Here is a 15,252-nt window from a genome sequence, read left to right as displayed (position 1 = left end):
TCATGGAGGAAATATGAACGATATAACACCAGATATTTGTGACCAATTTGAAGACAAGGTTACGTTGCTGAATCTGCCATTACAGAATTTCGGACAACGGAGTGCGTTTTTTGGCGAAATTGTCACAGTGCGTTGTTATCACGATAACTCCAAGGTACGAGAAGTGCTTGGACAGGACGGCAGCGGAAAAGTATTGATTGTCGATGGCCATGGTTCGTGTCAAAAAGCATTGCTCGGTGATCAATTAGCCATACTGGGTATTGAGAATGGATGGGAAGGTATCATCGTCTATGGTGCAATACGCGATGTCGCTCAAATGTCTCAAATGGATATTGGTGTACAAGCACTTGGTACCTGTCCGTTTAAAACAGAAAAACGAGGCTTGGGCGAGGTTAATGTGACATTAACGATGCAAAATCAGCTAGTGCAGCCAAGGCATTATGTTTATGCGGACTGGAACGGCATTCTGATTTCAAAAGAAAAACTCGATTTCTAGAAGCGGAAGCCTAATCCCACCTCAAAGCCTTGTTGCCAGTCTTGATAGTCCAAAGTGGCGTGAATATCTAACTTGTCAGTAATCTTCACGCGGCTAGATACTTCGGCAGCAAGGCCACTATCTTCTTCATCAACACGCTCGTTGGTGTCCCCTTTGAAAGAACGCAGCGTACTTTTAACCGTGACACGATCATTAAAGTGGTAGCTAACACCACTTAAAAAACCACTCTGGTTCTGAATTGGAGAATTGTTAACGCGTGCCCCGACATAAAGATCAACAGAGTCAAATAACTCGTACGAGTAACCGCCGTCGATGTTCCATACATCGAAGCTATCCGTTTGATAACTGTCACTTGAGATAAACAATTTGTGTGGGGAAGTAATAGATGCACCAGGAAGGGTAGGCAGTTCAGCGGCTAAAGAAATACCGGGCATGACAAACAGTAACAGAAAAAGCCATTTTTTCATGCTCACCACTCCTTGTGTTTCACGATTTTTATTGGTATGTGCTCAACGCTTCTCACTATTAAAGCATATAATATGAAAGCCAGCTCATTTATTTGCCAAATAATTTATTCTCGTGGACAGTGATCACACTTAGTTTGCAGTGAAAGGGGCATTGCTGTGCACTTTTTTTTGATCTTGGCCGTTTTAGCAAAGATCCTTTCGAATGTAGGTGTAATGCAACTTTATCTTGGCAAACTTACATGGGGAGTGAAAAGCCAAGATAAATTTTTATTAATTTTGAATTTATAACTATGCTTTATTTTTCAGTCAGATAGCGCAGAGTTTATCTCTGGGAGATTGGGAAATAAACAATTTCTTGTTGACTCTCTTCCAGAAACTCGGTAAACGTAGGGTTAAGCAAACACACATTTCGTAGAATATTAGTTTATGCCAGTTAACAGCCTCGTTGTAATGACCACCACGATTATTATTACCGACATTACCATTGTTGGGGCAGGCTGCTGAGCGAAAGAAATTCACAAGAAAGGCCTGTATCCAACAAGATACAGGCCTTTTTTTATGCTTTCTTAATACAAAATTTAGACAAGTTTAAGAAGATACATTGGAGGAAGGGATGCGAGTATTGAAGTTTGGCGGTTCATCATTGGCTGATGCAGATCGCTTTTTACGAGCAGCAGATATTATTGCGAATAATGCTCAACAGGAAGAAGTCGCAGTCGTGCTTTCTGCACCGGGTAAAACAACTAATAAACTGGTTGCTGTGATCGAAGGCGCTTTACGAAATGGTGAAGCAGAATTACAAATTAACGAGTTAGAAGAGTCGTTTAAAACGCTCTTTGCTGAAATCCAAGCCGTTGTGCCTAACCTAGATGGGACTGGCTACGACAATCAAGTTAAAACCTCGCTCTCTCAATTACGTCAATTTGTTCATGGCATCAGCTTGTTAGGCATGTGCCCAAATAATGTCAATGCACGCATTATCAGTAAAGGTGAGCGTGTTTCTATCCAGCTGATGAAAGCGGTACTTGAAGCCAAAGGTCAAAAGGCCAGCCTAATTGAGCCCGTTGAATACCTTTTTGCTCAAGGTGATCACCTTGAAGCGATGGTTGATGTTGATATTTCTACGCAAAACTTCCGCCAAAAGCCTCTTCCTCAAGGCCACGTTAACATCATGCCTGGTTTTACTGCCGGTAATGAGAAAGGAGAACTGGTTACACTAGGTCGTAACGGTTCTGACTATTCAGCCGCTGTTTTAGCTGCCTGTCTTCGTGCGGATTGTTGTGAAATCTGGACAGATGTTGATGGTGTTTACAACTGTGATCCGCGCTTGGTAGAAGATGCGAGATTGCTGAAATCACTTAGCTACCAGGAAGCAATGGAGCTCTCTTACTTTGGTGCATCCGTTCTGCACCCGAAAACCATCGCTCCAATTGCTCAGTTCCATATCCCATGCTTAATCAAAAACAGTTTTAACCCGCAAGGTGCAGGTACCTTGATTGGTCAAGATACTGGTGAAGATAACCTGGCGATCAAAGGCATCACGACACTGAATGACCTGACTATGGTTAACGTCTCTGGCCCGGGCATGAAAGGCATGGTTGGCATGGCGAGCCGAGTATTTGGTGCTATGTCTGCGGCTGGCGTTTCAATCGTACTGATTACTCAGTCATCTTCAGAATACAGCATCAGTTTCTGTATCGAAGCACAAGACAAAGCGAAAGCACAACAGACACTGGCAGAATCCTTTGAGTTAGAACTGAAAGATGGCCTTCTTGAACCTGTAGAGTTTATTGATGATGTGGCTATCGTGACCCTTGTTGGTGACGGCATGCGTACATCGCGTGGTGTTGCTTCACGTTTCTTCTCATCTCTTGCTGAAGTAAACGTCAACATCGTTGCGATAGCGCAAGGATCTTCTGAGCGTGCAATCTCTGCGGTTATCCCTGAAGATAAGATCTCTGAGGCGATCAAAGCCTGTCACATGAACCTGTTCAATTCTAAACACTTCCTTGATGTTTTCGTCGTAGGCATCGGCGGTGTTGGTGGCGAGCTGGTGGATCAGATTGAACGTCAACAAGCGAAATTGGCTGAAAAAGGCATCATCATTCGCGTATGTGGTTTGGCAAACAGTAAAGGCCTGCTACTCGATAGTGAAGGGCTGCCACTGGAACATTGGCGAGATCGTATGTCTTCGGCAACAGAAGAGTTCAGCCTGGCACGTCTAATCGCACTTGTGCAACGTAACCACATCATCAACCCTGTTTTAGTCGATTGTACTTCGAGTGAAGCCATTGCGAATCAATATGCAGACTTCCTGGCGGCGGGTTTCCACGTTGTAACACCAAACAAAAAAGCAAACACTGCAAGCATGGCCTACTACCATCAGCTTCGTGATGTAGCGCGCAACTCACGTCGTAAACTGATGTACGAGACAACGGTTGGTGCGGGTCTACCGGTGATTGAAAACCTACAAAACCTAATTGCGGCAGGTGATGAGCTTGAGCGCTTCAGCGGTATCCTGTCAGGTTCACTGTCTTACATCTTTGGTAAGCTAGACGAAGGCATGAGCTTGAGTGAAGCGACAAACATCGCGAAAGAAAACGGCTTTACTGAACCGGATCCACGTGATGATCTATCGGGTATGGATGTGGCTCGTAAGCTTCTTATTCTGGCTCGTGAAGCGGGAATGTCGCTAGAGTTAGAAGACGTTGTGGTTGATCAAGCACTACCACCAGGCTTTGACGATTCAGGCAGTGTTGATGAGTTTATGGCACGCCTACCTGAAGCTGATGCTTACTTTAAAGAGCAGGTCGCAAAAGCAGCTGAAGAAGGCAAAGTTTTGCGTTATGTTGGTGAAATCAGCGAAGGCAAGTGCAAAGTAAGCATTGCAAGTGTTGATGAAAATGATCCGATGTACAAAATTAAAGATGGTGAAAACGCACTAGCGTTTTACAGCCGTTACTACCAGCCAATTCCATTGGTACTACGTGGTTACGGTGCGGGTACTGAAGTAACTGCTGCAGGCGTATTTTCAGATGTGATGCGTACTTTAGGTTGGAAACTAGGGGTATAACAGTAATGAGTTCAAGTGATATGGATGTAGTGGTTTATGCCCCAGCATCAATTGGTAATGTAAGCGTAGGTTTTGATGTTTTGGGAGCAGCTGTCTCTCCTATCGATGGCACCTTATTGGGTGACCGAGTACAAGTGAAAGCTGGCTCTGAACCGTTCAGTTTGAAAACCGCAGGTAACTTCGTCTCGAAGTTACCAACAGAGCCAAAAGAGAACATAGTTTACGACTGTTGGGTTGTCTTCGCTCGAGAGCTGGACAAAAAAGGCATTGAGCTGAAATCATTGGAAATGACGCTGGAGAAGAACATGCCGATTGGCTCAGGTCTGGGCTCTAGTGCGTGTTCTATTGTTGCTGCATTAGACGCTTTAAACCGTTTCCACGGACAGCCACTCGATGAAACTGAGCTGTTAGCGCTAATGGGTGAGATGGAAGGTAAAATTTCTGGTGGTATCCACTATGATAACGTGGCGCCGTGTTACCTAGGTGGCGTGCAGTTGATGCTTGAGGAACTGGGTATTATTAGCCAGGAAGTACCATGTTTTGATGACTGGTACTGGGTAATGGCTTACCCAGGTATCAAAGTGTCTACTGCGGAAGCTCGAGAGATCCTACCATCTCAATACCGCCGACAAGATATCATAGCTCATGGTCGCCACCTTGCAGGCTTTATTCACGCGTGTCATTCTGGTCAACCGGAACTTGCTGCGAAAATGATCAAAGACGTGATCGCAGAACCGTATCGTGAGAAACTGCTGCCAGGCTTTGCGAACGCTCGTCAATACGCTGCATCTGCGGGCGCGTTAGCAACCGGTATTTCTGGCAGTGGTCCGACACTGTTCAGTATTTGCAAAGAGAAAGATGTCGCTGAGCGAGTTGCTCGCTGGTTAGAACAAAACTACGTACAAAACGAAGAAGGATTCGTCCACGTTTGTCGTCTAGATAAACAGGGCTCGATCGTTACAGGAAGTGAGCTATGAAGCTTTACAATATAAAAGAAAATGATGAACAAGTTTCCTTTGGCCAAGCCGTTCGCCAAGGATTAGGTCGTAACCAAGGCCTGTTTTTTCCATCAGAATTACCAAAATTTGATGATATTGATGCGCTGCTAGAAGAAGACTTTGTCCCACGCAGCACAAAAATTCTTTCCGCATTGATTGGTGATGAGCTGTCAGAAGACCAGGTTAACTCTATGGTTGATGCTGCTTTTCAATTCCCAGCGCCGATCAAGCAAGTTAAAGATGGCGTTTATGCACTGGAGCTTTTCCACGGCCCAACACTGGCGTTTAAAGACTTCGGTGGTCGTTTTATGGCTCAATCACTGGCTGCAGTATCGGATGGTGGTAAGATCACTATTCTTACCGCAACATCAGGTGATACCGGCGCTGCAGTAGCACATGCTTTCTACGGCATGGAAAATATCAATGTCGTGATTCTTTACCCTAAAGGTAAGATCAGCCCGCTACAAGAAAAGCTATTCTGTACGCTAGGTAAGAACATCCATACCGTAGCAATTGACGGTGACTTCGACGCTTGTCAGGCACTTGTGAAGCAAGCGTTCGATGACGCTGCTCTGCGTGAAGAAATCGGTCTTAACTCTGCGAACTCAATCAACATCAGCCGTCTGATGGCGCAAATCTGTTACTACTTTGAAGCAGCGGCGCAAATGAGTAAACAAGAGCGTGAAAACCTGGTCATCTCTGTACCAAGCGGTAACTTCGGTAACCTAACTGCTGGCTTGCTGGCAAAAGCACTTGGTCTGCCTATCAAACGCTTTATTGCTGCTACGAATGCGAATGATACGGTTCCTCGCTATCTGCAAACCGGTCAGTGGGATCCAAAACCAACGGTTGCAACAACATCTAACGCAATGGACGTAAGCCAGCCTAACAACTGGCCGCGTATTGAAGAACTATGCCGCGTAAAAGAGTGGGGCTTGGAAACACTAGGTAAAGGTGCCGTTTCTGATGAACAGAGCGCTGAGTCAGTGAAAGAATTGAATTCACTGGGTTACCTATGTGAACCACATGGTGCAATCGCGTATCGTGTACTGGATGAGCAGCTTCAAGCAGGCGAAACAGGTTTGTTCCTGTGTACGGCTCACCCGGCTAAGTTCAAAGAAGTGGTTGATGAGATCTTAGAATCTGATATCGATTTACCAGCACCACTTGCGAAGCATGCTGTGATGGAGCTGTTATCGGAAGATTTAGACGCAGATTTTGAAGCGCTTAAAGCCGTATTGCGTCGAGTGCAATAAGACTGAATCGCGCTAAATGAAAAAGGTGGAGCTTAGTCTCCACCTTTTTGTTTTTATTGGATAAAAAAACGACGCTCAATGAGCGCCGTTTGCAAAACTTACCGGAGTGTGTCTCTGCGATTATAGAGACTCAGTAAAGGTACGTGCAATTACGTCACGTTGCTGTTCTGGAGTTAGTGAGTTGAAACGAACTGCGTAGCCAGATACACGAATGGTTAGCTGAGGGTATTTCTCAGGATTAGCGACAGCATCTTCTAGTGTTTCACGCTTAAGCACGTTCACGTTCAGGTGCTGACCACCTTCGATCTTTGGTGCTGTTTCGATTGCTACTTCACGGCTTTCGTATTCACCCAGATCGCTGATCGCAATCACTTGGTCTGCTTCGTAGCCAGCGGATGCTGCAACACAACGAGCTTCATTCTTTTCACCATCTAGTAGCCAGATAGAGTTTAGTAGTTCGTCGTTTGCCGCTTTAGTAATTTGGATACCTTGGATCATCACTGTCTCCTAGTCCACTTACGTGGTGTTTATTGGTGTTAGTTTTCAAACTTTCTGTTGAGCTGAGTATTATATAGCTAATAACCACTATTTTAATATTGATTTAAGTCAAAAAACAACCAAAAACATTATTTTTACTAAGGTTGTTTTGTTGAGGTAAATCAATAAAGTGTTTAAAAACATAATGATTACACTATTTTTGAATGATTAAAAAATATTTTAAACATTAAATTGTTGTGATTTTACTACATTTTGTTGATTTCAACTTGACCACAACTATGTAACTAATTGTATTTAGGTACACATACTGAAAGTCTAAAGTGATTAAATGACAAATATGAAAAACAAACTTGGAAATAAATTGATCGGTGCTCATGTTTCTGCCGCTGGAGGCGTGGATCAGGCCCCTCTACGTGCACGTGAGATCGGTGCCAACGCTTTTGCTTTGTTTACCAAAAACCAACGTCAGTGGGTAGCCAAGCCACTGGAAGAGAAAACCATCCGTGCATTTAAAGCCAACTGCCAAATGCTTGGCTTTGGTGCTGACAGTATTTTGCCGCACGACTCTTACCTGATTAACTTAGGTGCACCAGAAGAAGAGAAACTTAATAAGTCTCGCGCCGCATTCATTGATGAAATGGAGCGTTGTAACCAGCTTGGTCTAACGCTTTTAAACTTTCATCCCGGAAGTCACCTGAAAAAAGTATCTGAGCAAGCGTGTTTAGCGATGATTGCGGAATCGATCAACCTGGCACACAAAGCCGTACCAGATGTGATTGCGGTTATCGAGAACACGGCTGGTCAGGGTACCAACCTAGGCTGGAAATTTGAGCACCTGGCTGAAATCATTGAGCAAGTGGACGATAAAGAGCGCGTGGGTGTGTGCATCGATACCTGTCATACGTTTACCGCAGGATACGATTTGAGAACGAAAGAAGATTGTGAACGCACCTTTGCTGAGTTCGATCGTATCGTTGGGATGCACTATTTAAGGGCGATGCATCTAAATGATTCAAAAGTCGAGTTTGCAAGCCGGGTTGATCGCCATCACTCTTTGGGGAAAGGTGAAATCGGCTGGGACTGTTTTGAGTATATAGCAAGAGACGCTCGTTTTGATGGTATCCCACTGATTTTGGAGACAATTGATCCGGATATTTGGCATCAAGAAATTAACACGCTGCGTGGCTACCACTTGCAAGAATTCAACAAAAGTTAATCCCGTTGTCATAGTTGGCACTTTTCTTTCTTAATGATCATTGGGGCCATAGGAAAGAAGGATTGCATTATGTCTCGACCTAACACTTTTACCGCTTTTTCACATAGCAGACGTTCGGTGCGTTTGCCTGCGCCTAACCGTCATATCACGGGGCAAGGTCACTTCCGAACGCCGCAGAAACACTGATCTCTGATGACTGTTCTCAAGTCGGCAGGTAAGTTTTTGTTTGTTTGAGTGTTGCTGGTTAGAATAGAGCAACACTTAAGGACAGGAACTTTCTATGAATCAGTCACCGACTTGGCACGATGTCATCGGAGAAGAAAAAAAACAAAGCTATTTTGTCGATACCTTAAACTTTGTTGAATCGGAACGTTCGGCGGGAAAGACGATTTATCCGCCAGCAAAAGATGTGTTTAATGCGTTCCGTTATACCGAGTTTAATGATGTTAAGGTGGTCATTTTAGGGCAGGATCCTTATCACGGTCCTAATCAGGCGCATGGGTTGTGCTTTTCTGTTTTACCTGGCGTGAAAACCCCACCTTCTTTAGTGAACATTTATAAAGAGCTTGCTCAGGATATCGACGGTTTTGAAATTCCTCAACACGGCTTTTTACAAAGTTGGGCTGAGCAAGGTGTATTACTGCTTAATACCGTATTGACGGTAGAGCAGGGCAGAGCTCATTCGCATTCGAAAACTGGCTGGGAAGCGTTCACGGATAAAGTCATTGAGGCAATAAACTTACACCAACAGGGGGTTGTATTCCTGTTGTGGGGCGCGCACGCTCAGAAAAAGGGAAGGTTTATTGATCGTTCCAAGCATCATGTCCTTGCTGCTCCTCACCCATCTCCGCTTTCTGCTCACCGAGGCTTTTTAGGTTGTAAGCATTTCTCTCAAGCAAACCAACTGCTTACATCACAAGGTAAACAACCTATCAATTGGCATCTACCGATGACGGTATAAGCTTAACAACAGCGATTAAGCGCTTCTGATCGCTGTTTTTTTGAGCGCGCTCAAGCTGACAATGTATTTCTCATGTACACTTAATAAAAGCAGGTGTTAAGGAGAGACGCTATGATGATCGAAAGAATTCGACGCGAACACGGCTACATGGTTCGCCTGTTGGCTATATTGCGCCACAAACTTAATGAAATAAAACAAGAACGTGCCATTAACTATGCGTTAGTGGGCGAGATTGTTGATTACCTCTCTACGCATTCAGAAAAAGTTCACCATCCAAAAGAGGACATCCTCTACCACCATTTTCTTGAGCATTATGGTAAGCAACGGACCGTGGAAAACCTTGAGCAGGAACATAAAGAACTGGCCGAAAAAACCAAAGAGTTCTCAACGGTGATTGAGATGATTTTGCAAGACGCTGTCGTTCCTCAAGATGTGTTTGTTAGACATTTAGAAGATTTTATTGAATCTCAAAAACGTCACCTCGAGCTAGAGGAACGGAAGATCCTGCCATTAATCGAAGAGCTGTTTACGACCGAAGACTGGCAGTACGTAGAGAGTCTCTGGAGTGAAAATGAGGACGATCCTGTATTTGGCGATACCATAGCTGACCGCTATAAACAGTTGGCTGAACGCGTTCGTCAAAGCGACATGGAGTTCATCTAACGTGAGATTTGCCCGAGTAAATCACGATTTTGCTCGGGTTTGTATGCCGTTTTTCTTACTTGCTAAGAATTGCTAACAAATAAATCTTCGGCTCAATGTGGGGCGAACATGCTGCAAATTATCACTATGTGATAAAGAGGCATAAGCTCTCCCTAAGAGCCCTTAGCTCCCTGATTATTCGCTCTATATCAAATAACAAAAGGCACCGATGAGGTGCCTTTTGTTCGAATTAGAGTTTAATATCGTCTAGGTTGTAATCATTACAGACATCGAGTTCACGCAGCTCTTTTAATAGGTTGCGTCTGTCGTTCATCTCTTCTATTTCTCGCCATTTACGTTTCATTGGTTTGGCTCGAGATTTGGTTGTTGAGGTAGTATCCAGATTAAAAATGTCATCTAGTTGAAAGCCGTCCATAAGCCACCTTACCTTGTTTATCTAAACTGTTGTAACCACTCCATGTGGAGAATTTTAATTACCACAATAATTGTGAGAATAGCCATGACATATTTCGAATTTGTGTCCGTATTATGACATTTTCGTGCAAAAACACTTCGATAATCACACTTTACTTTCTCACCCTTGCATAAAAAGTGCCCAAACGAGCCAGTGAAAACGATTAAATGGTGAATTTTTCAGTGTTAATGAAAAGGTCGCAGTTAGAGCATATCGGCAAGGTTAAAGTTGCATAAAACGACTTTGATGAAATAGTGGTCGACTGAAGAAAACGTTAGGGGGGTAACTTTCTGTTACACCTTATGAATACTAGCCTTGTACCTGAATTTTGTAGTGAGACTCTATTGGTTATAAGTTCATTACTCTTGTTGTGTTAAAGTAAGCAATATGTTGCGTTTTATGGTGCGTCTGTCTTCTGATTATGTTATTTTTTGGTGACTTTATAGTGAAAAATAACAATATTAAGCGTGTTGTTTCATATTGATTTTTGTGTCTCCAGGTTGCATTATCCGCCCGTCAAAAAATACGCTGGTACGTAAAATGGATGCATGAAGCGACATTTACGATTCTAGATTGCCCTTAAAACAAACACTATTTAATTAGCTAAGCACACTTTGACACTTAGCAGGCAATCTGGTGGATGGCTAGGATGCATAGACCAGCGCAGCTCACTTTGAGGTACGCATGACAGACTTAATCAATTTGATGAACGATCTTCTGTGGGGATCGATTCTGGTTTATCTTCTGGTTGGTGTAGGTATTTACTTCACCTTTCGATTGGGGTTCATTCAGTTCCGCCACTTCGGACACATGTTTTCGGTTCTAAAGAACAGTCGTAAAGCAGACAAAGCTGGTATTTCTTCTTTCCAAGCACTTTGTACCAGTCTTGCAGCACGTGTTGGTACCGGTAATATGGCTGGTGTTGCTGTAGCACTAACAGCCGGTGGCCCTGGTGCTATCTTCTGGATGTGGTTGATCGCTATGTTAGGTATGGCAACCTCGTTTGCAGAGAGTACTCTGGCGCAGCTATACAAAACCAAAGATGATGATGGCAACTACCGTGGTGGTCCTGCTTACTACATGGAAAAAGGCTTGGGCATGCGCTGGATGGGCGTACTGTTCTCGGTTTTCCTAATGATCGCTTTTGGTTTGGTATTCAACGCCGTTCAAGCTAACTCTATTGCTAATGCGATGAACACGGCATTTGGCTGGGACTCTCTCTACGTGGGTATCGCCGTTGTTGTATTATCCGCAGCGGTTATCTTTGGTGGTATTAAACGTATCGCTAAAGTTGCAGAGATGATTGTTCCACTGATGGCACTGCTTTACCTTGCGCTGGCACTAGTGGTGATGTTTGCCAACATCGAGAAGTTACCTGCGGTACTAACTCTGATTGTTAAAAGTGCCTTTGGTCTACAAGAAGCTGCTGCTGGTGGTTTAGGTTACGCTATCGCTCAAGCAATGATTAACGGTGTAAAACGCGGTCTGTTTTCGAACGAAGCGGGTATGGGTTCTGCTCCAAACGCGGCGGCATCTGCTACACCGTATCCGCCTCACCCTGCGTCTCAGGGTTACGTTCAGATGCTGGGTGTGTTCATGGACACGATTGTGATCTGTTCTTCGACGGTAGCGATCATCCTGATGTCAGGTGAATACGTAGGTCAGGCGACAGAGATTACAGGGATCGAACTGACTCAGCGTGCATTGAGCTCACAAGTCGGTGACTGGGGTGGTATTTTCATCGCAGTGGCGATCTTCTTCTTTGCATTTACGTCGATCATTGCAAACTACTCATATGCAGAAACGAACTTAGTCTTCCTGGAGCATAACCATAAAGCGGGTATCGGCATTTTCCGAATTATCTTCCTGGGTATGGTGATGTTTGGCGCGGTAGCTTCGTTGCCAATGGTATGGTCACTGGCTGACGTGTCGATGGGCCTAATGGCGATCGTCAACTTGGTAGCGATTATTCTGCTATCCGGCATCGTTATCAAGCTGGCTAAAGACTACAACCGTCAGTTAGACGCTGGTAAGGTACCAACATTTGATGCTAACGATTTCCCAGAGCTGAAATCTCAGTTGGAAGAAGGCATTTGGTACAGCGACAAAAAAGACTGAGTGTCATAGTTAAAAGCTATTAGCACGATTTATAAAGCCATGCAGACAATGCATGGCTTTTTTTGTACCCTTAACGGTATATAAAATTAAAAGGATAGAGTCAAAGTCATGCTTATCGTAGTTTCTCCTGCTAAGACACTGGATTATGAGTCTCCGTTAGCAACGGAAAAGTTTACTCAACCTGAGTTAATTGAATTCTCCAAAGAGCTGATCGAAGTTTGCCGTAAATTGACGCCTGCTGATGTTGCATCGTTAATGAAGGTGAGCGACAAAATCGCAGATCTGAACGTAGGGCGATTCCAAGAGTGGAGTGAAACCTTCACGACTGAAAACTCACGTCAGGCGATCCTAGCGTTCAAAGGTGACGTTTATACGGGTCTTGAAGCGGAAACCTTGTCTGAAGCTGACTTTGATTACGCTCAGGATCATCTGCGTATGCTATCTGGCCTTTACGGCTTGTTGAAGCCATTGGATTTGATGCAGCCATACCGTCTGGAAATGGGGACTAAGCTTGCGAACGACAAGGGCACTAACTTGTACCAGTTCTGGGGCAATATCATCACTGACAAGCTTAATGAAGCGATTTCAGCGCAAGGTGACAATGTGTTGATTAACCTGGCATCAAATGAATACTTCAAGGCGGTGAAACCAAAGAACCTTGATGCTCAAGTGATCACGCCAGTTTTTAAAGATTGTAAAAACGGTCAATACAAAGTGATCAGTTTCTATGCGAAGAAAGCACGTGGCATGATGGCTCGCTACATTATCGAAAACCGAATTGAGAGTGTCGCTGACCTGACTAAGTTTGATACGGCGGGATACTACTTTGTCGAAGAAGAGTCGACGCCAACAGAATTGGTCTTTAAGCGCGAAGAGCAGAACTAAGCTCAAACTCCGTACACAAAAAAGGGTTGGCATTGCCAACCCTTTCGCTATTTTAGACTTACAAGCTTACTTCTTCTTAGCGACTTTCTTTTTCGCGGTTTTCTTCTTGTCGTCTTTTTTCTTTTTCTTCTTAAATACCGGTTTTTTGTGTTTAGGACGCATCTCTTTGATGAAGCGCTCTTTGATGTCTTCTTTCACGTAACGAGCGACGCGATCCATCATTGGCTGATCGTGGGCTTCTACAATCGAGATTGCATTACCTTTCTTACCTGCACGAGCGGTACGGCCAATACGGTGAAGGTATACGTCTGCCGTGCGCGGCATGTCATAGTTGATAACGTGCGATACATCTGGAAGGTCGATACCACGAGCTGCAACGTCTGTTGCCAGTAGAACGTTAACCGTACCATCACGGAAACGTGCAATCGCGTTATTACGGCGGTCTTGTGGCATCTCCCCCTGAATCCATGAACATGGAATCTGTGCGCTTTCAAGCTGGCCACGCAGTTCAGCCAGACGTTCACGCGTTTTCAGGAAGACGATTGTACGTTCTGCTTGCTCCGTGATGATGTGCTTGAGTAGATCGAGTTTATGCTCTGCGCTGTCTGCACGGTGGTACCATTGTGCGATCTTCTTACGTTCACGCAGTGGTGACTTCGCATCGATCTCTGCAGGTTCATTCAGTAGGTCCGCAGTAAAGCCTTCAACACCTCTGCCTTCTAATGTTGCAGAGAACAGAAGGGTTTGCTTACGCCAGCGACACTCGTTAGATAGACGATCGACTGTTGGCGCAAAACCCATGTCTAGCATTCGGTCGGCTTCGTCGAGGATTAGCCATTCAATCGCGCGGCAATCAAAACGTTCTGCGTCAATGTATTCATGCAAGCGGCCAGGTGTTGCAACAACGATATCTTGTGTCGTTGCCAGAATATCAGCATGTTCTTGGTACTGAACGCCACCTGTGATGGTAAAGATGTTGAGTTTGGTATTTTTTGCCAGTGCACGAGCTTGATCCGCCACCTGCATCGCAAGCTCACGAGTTGGCGTTAGGATCAGAATACGCGCTGGTCCAGGTTTACGACGCGGGAAATCTTGCAGGTATTGAAGTGCTGGCAGTACGAATGCTGCCGTTTTACCTGTACCTGTTGGTGCCGACGCTAGAATATCCCGACCATCCAGCGCTTGTGGGATTGCTTCTGCCTGGACTTTTGTTGGGCGATCGAAGCCCATATCTTCAATGGCATCAAGTAGGTTTGGGTCTAGATCAAGTTCAGCAAAAGTTCTGATCACAATGAGTTCTCCACAAGCAAGGCTTGGTTAATGGTCCGCCGCAACAGCTTAAAATACGAAAAGGTCGGACATTATAAAGTGATTGGTGATAAGGATCACATGTTATTTCACATCTTAAGATAAAACTCTCGGGTTAGCTGGACAAAATGATCGCTGTATCCGTCTGATGAGTGAATGACTAAGTGTGACTTTTGAGTATCGCAAGGCTGCTTGGCCAACTCAAACAACAAGCGATGTACAGGCTTTTTCTCTGATGGCTGCACGTGGCAAAGGCGAGATAAATACCAACTTTGCTGTAATGCTAATTCAATAAACTGCTCACCTTCGGTGATAGGCAGCACAAAGCTGGCTTTTCCATTTTCCTCTACTAGTTGGTAACAACGTCGAAGTAGGGCGTCGTGAGGCAGAGAGTCTGTATGCCTTGCCGCTGCTCTCTGGCTCTGTTTGGATTGTTCTCCGCTATTGAAATAGGGCGGGTTACAAATGATTCGTTGGAACAACTTCTTTGGGGAGAAGCTCAACACATCTGTATGAAGCACGCATAACCTGTCTTTCCAAGGCGATTGACTGAAGTTGTTTCGAGCTGCAGCGATTGCCGTTGCTTCAATATCGAGTGCGGTTATCTGGGCTTGACTAAAACGTTGAGCACACATCAACGCCAGCAAGCCTGTACCGGTTCCAATATCGAGTATCTCGGCATCTTCAGGGCTTTCAACCCAAGCGCCAAGCATCACGCCATCGGTACTGACTGGCATGCCGCTTGCGCCGCCTTCGATGAAAAAACGCTTAAACTTGAAGCTCTTAGTTTTAAATTTTTCGTCACTCATGATTGTTTTGCATATACTCTCTATTTTAGTGCTTTCATCTAATGTTTATT

General features: G+C 44.6%; 14 protein-coding genes and 1 other annotated feature. Of the genes, 9 read left to right on the top strand and 5 right to left on the bottom strand.

Annotated features, from left to right (window positions below; translation table 11 throughout):
- The first annotated feature begins 13 nt into the window (after positions 1–13).
- Entirely contained in the window at positions 14–496 is a 483-nt protein-coding gene (locus RXX31_RS14365) for a putative 4-hydroxy-4-methyl-2-oxoglutarate aldolase (RefSeq protein WP_317590205.1), read from the top strand.
- Here the strand turns inward: RXX31_RS14365 and RXX31_RS14360 are convergent.
- Positions 493–963, bottom strand: a complete 471-nt coding sequence (locus tag RXX31_RS14360; protein ID WP_317590203.1) for a ribonuclease regulator — start codon at positions 961–963, stop codon at positions 493–495. The genes RXX31_RS14365 and RXX31_RS14360 overlap by 4 nt on opposite strands.
- Before the next feature lie 439 nt (positions 964–1,402).
- Positions 1,403–1,522, top strand: a sequence feature (Thr leader region).
- Positions 1,523–1,576: 54 nt separating this feature from the next.
- Here RXX31_RS14360 and thrA point away from each other — a divergent pair.
- The 3 genes from thrA to thrC are packed head-to-tail and all read left to right on the top strand — an operon-like array spanning position 1,577 to position 6,290.
- Positions 1,577–4,036: a bifunctional aspartate kinase/homoserine dehydrogenase I gene (thrA, locus tag RXX31_RS14355; protein ID WP_317590202.1), complete on the top strand. Its 2,460-nt coding sequence runs from the start codon at positions 1,577–1,579 to the stop codon at positions 4,034–4,036.
- A 20-nt stretch (positions 4,037–4,056) separates the two neighbouring features.
- On the top strand, positions 4,057–5,013 hold the full coding sequence (thrB, locus tag RXX31_RS14350; protein WP_317590342.1) for a homoserine kinase: 957 nt from the start codon (positions 4,057–4,059) through the stop codon (positions 5,011–5,013).
- Entirely contained in the window at positions 5,010–6,290 is a 1,281-nt protein-coding gene (thrC, locus tag RXX31_RS14345; protein ID WP_317590201.1) for a threonine synthase, read from the top strand. Before thrB ends, thrC begins: the two co-directional genes overlap by 4 nt.
- A gap of 120 nt (positions 6,291–6,410) precedes the next feature.
- Here thrC and grcA read toward each other — a convergent pair whose 3' ends face one another.
- A complete protein-coding gene (gene grcA / locus RXX31_RS14340; protein WP_264903118.1) occupies positions 6,411–6,788 on the bottom strand; it encodes an autonomous glycyl radical cofactor GrcA in 378 nt (125 codons plus the stop codon).
- Between the two features lie 328 nt (positions 6,789–7,116).
- On the opposite strand from grcA, the gene nfo reads away from it, so the two are divergent.
- The 3 genes from nfo to RXX31_RS14325 all read left to right on the top strand — a co-directional run bounded on the left by nfo (position 7,117) and on the right by RXX31_RS14325 (position 9,628).
- On the top strand, positions 7,117–8,004 hold the full coding sequence (nfo, locus tag RXX31_RS14335) for a deoxyribonuclease IV (RefSeq protein WP_317590200.1): 888 nt from the start codon (positions 7,117–7,119) through the stop codon (positions 8,002–8,004).
- Between the two features lie 280 nt (positions 8,005–8,284).
- Positions 8,285–8,965, top strand: coding sequence for a uracil-DNA glycosylase (gene ung / locus RXX31_RS14330; RefSeq protein WP_317590199.1), 681 nt, complete (start codon positions 8,285–8,287; stop codon positions 8,963–8,965).
- A 111-nt stretch (positions 8,966–9,076) separates the two neighbouring features.
- Positions 9,077–9,628, top strand: a complete 552-nt coding sequence (locus tag RXX31_RS14325; RefSeq protein WP_317590198.1) for a hemerythrin domain-containing protein — start codon at positions 9,077–9,079, stop codon at positions 9,626–9,628.
- Between the two features lie 229 nt (positions 9,629–9,857).
- Here the strand turns inward: RXX31_RS14325 and RXX31_RS14320 are convergent, their stop codons facing one another.
- Complete coding sequence (locus tag RXX31_RS14320; RefSeq protein WP_014230839.1) at positions 9,858–10,043, bottom strand: DUF3545 family protein; 186 nt, start codon at positions 10,041–10,043, stop codon at positions 9,858–9,860.
- 723 nt (positions 10,044–10,766) lie between these two features.
- Between RXX31_RS14320 and RXX31_RS14315 the strand changes: the two genes are divergently transcribed.
- Positions 10,767–12,200 carry a sodium:alanine symporter family protein gene (locus RXX31_RS14315; protein ID WP_317590195.1) on the top strand — a complete coding sequence of 478 codons (1,434 nt, stop codon included), beginning with the start codon at positions 10,767–10,769 and terminating at the stop codon, positions 12,198–12,200.
- Positions 12,201–12,308: 108 nt separating this feature from the next.
- Entirely contained in the window at positions 12,309–13,085 is a 777-nt protein-coding gene (gene yaaA / locus RXX31_RS14310) for a peroxide stress protein YaaA (RefSeq protein ID WP_317590194.1), read from the top strand.
- 66 nt (positions 13,086–13,151) lie between these two features.
- Here the strand turns inward: yaaA and srmB are convergent, their stop codons facing one another.
- Together srmB and RXX31_RS14300 are read right to left on the bottom strand one after the other, a co-directional pair.
- On the bottom strand, positions 13,152–14,375 hold the full coding sequence (gene srmB, locus RXX31_RS14305) for an ATP-dependent RNA helicase SrmB (protein WP_317590193.1): 1,224 nt from the start codon (positions 14,373–14,375) through the stop codon (positions 13,152–13,154).
- Between the two features lie 107 nt (positions 14,376–14,482).
- Complete coding sequence (locus tag RXX31_RS14300) at positions 14,483–15,202, bottom strand: tRNA1(Val) (adenine(37)-N6)-methyltransferase (protein ID WP_317590192.1); 720 nt, start codon at positions 15,200–15,202, stop codon at positions 14,483–14,485.
- Positions 15,203–15,252 lie beyond the last annotated feature (50 nt).

Origin of the sequence: Vibrio sp. EA2 (genome assembly GCF_033042495.1) — a bacterium.
GTDB lineage: Bacteria > Pseudomonadota > Gammaproteobacteria > Enterobacterales > Vibrionaceae > Vibrio.
Note: the sequence above shows the minus strand (reverse complement) of the source record. Positions and strands in the feature narration are given on the sequence as shown.

What these genes read in the sequence shown, in the direction of transcription:
- RXX31_RS14365 (WP_317590205.1), top strand. Translation starts at nt 14, where the DNA reads ATGAACGATATAACACCAGATATTTGTGACCAATTTGAAGACAAGGTT.
- RXX31_RS14360 (WP_317590203.1), bottom strand. Translation starts at nt 963, where the DNA reads ATGAAAAAATGGCTTTTTCTGTTACTGTTTGTCATGCCCGGTATTTCT.
- thrA (WP_317590202.1), top strand. Translation starts at nt 1,577, where the DNA reads ATGCGAGTATTGAAGTTTGGCGGTTCATCATTGGCTGATGCAGATCGC.
- thrB (WP_317590342.1), top strand. Translation starts at nt 4,057, where the DNA reads ATGGATGTAGTGGTTTATGCCCCAGCATCAATTGGTAATGTAAGCGTA.
- thrC (WP_317590201.1), top strand. Translation starts at nt 5,010, where the DNA reads ATGAAGCTTTACAATATAAAAGAAAATGATGAACAAGTTTCCTTTGGC.
- grcA (WP_264903118.1), bottom strand. Translation starts at nt 6,788, where the DNA reads ATGATCCAAGGTATCCAAATTACTAAAGCGGCAAACGACGAACTACTA.
- nfo (WP_317590200.1), top strand. Translation starts at nt 7,117, where the DNA reads ATGACAAATATGAAAAACAAACTTGGAAATAAATTGATCGGTGCTCAT.
- ung (WP_317590199.1), top strand. Translation starts at nt 8,285, where the DNA reads ATGAATCAGTCACCGACTTGGCACGATGTCATCGGAGAAGAAAAAAAA.
- RXX31_RS14325 (WP_317590198.1), top strand. Translation starts at nt 9,077, where the DNA reads ATGATGATCGAAAGAATTCGACGCGAACACGGCTACATGGTTCGCCTG.
- RXX31_RS14320 (WP_014230839.1), bottom strand. Translation starts at nt 10,043, where the DNA reads ATGGACGGCTTTCAACTAGATGACATTTTTAATCTGGATACTACCTCA.
- RXX31_RS14315 (WP_317590195.1), top strand. Translation starts at nt 10,767, where the DNA reads ATGACAGACTTAATCAATTTGATGAACGATCTTCTGTGGGGATCGATT.
- yaaA (WP_317590194.1), top strand. Translation starts at nt 12,309, where the DNA reads ATGCTTATCGTAGTTTCTCCTGCTAAGACACTGGATTATGAGTCTCCG.
- RXX31_RS14300 (WP_317590192.1), bottom strand. Translation starts at nt 15,202, where the DNA reads ATGAGTGACGAAAAATTTAAAACTAAGAGCTTCAAGTTTAAGCGTTTT.